The 230-nt window shown below is 42.6% G+C and carries 1 protein-coding gene; it reads right to left on the bottom strand.

Annotated elements, in window-relative coordinates; all coding sequences use genetic code 11:
- Nucleotides 1-32: 32 nt before the first annotated feature.
- Nucleotides 33-230 (bottom strand): hypothetical protein (locus ACY2RR_RS24890; protein ID WP_490110882.1); only part of this gene is annotated, 198 nt, incomplete at its 5' end.

Genomic DNA, 230 nt, shown 5'->3' with positions numbered 1-230 from the left:
CCAACCTTGCATACGAATAGACTGTTCTTCATTCAAGGATTCCAGAGACAGCAACTCACTCCTGGTGCAGCTTTGGTTTTATAATCTGGGTTTTTATAATCGGGATTTATTTTTATAGGGGAATCAGCCACAACAATTGTGGCGATTAAAAAGAGAACGGAGGCTAAAACAAGAGCGCCAAACATCACCATAGCAATGCCAAAGACCATAACTGCTCCAGCCACCATTCC

The sequence above is a fragment of the Parendozoicomonas sp. 2304DJ65-17 genome (assembly GCF_058148445.1).
The sequence above is the reverse complement of the archived record's forward strand: the minus strand, read 5'-3'. Positions and strand labels throughout refer to the sequence as shown.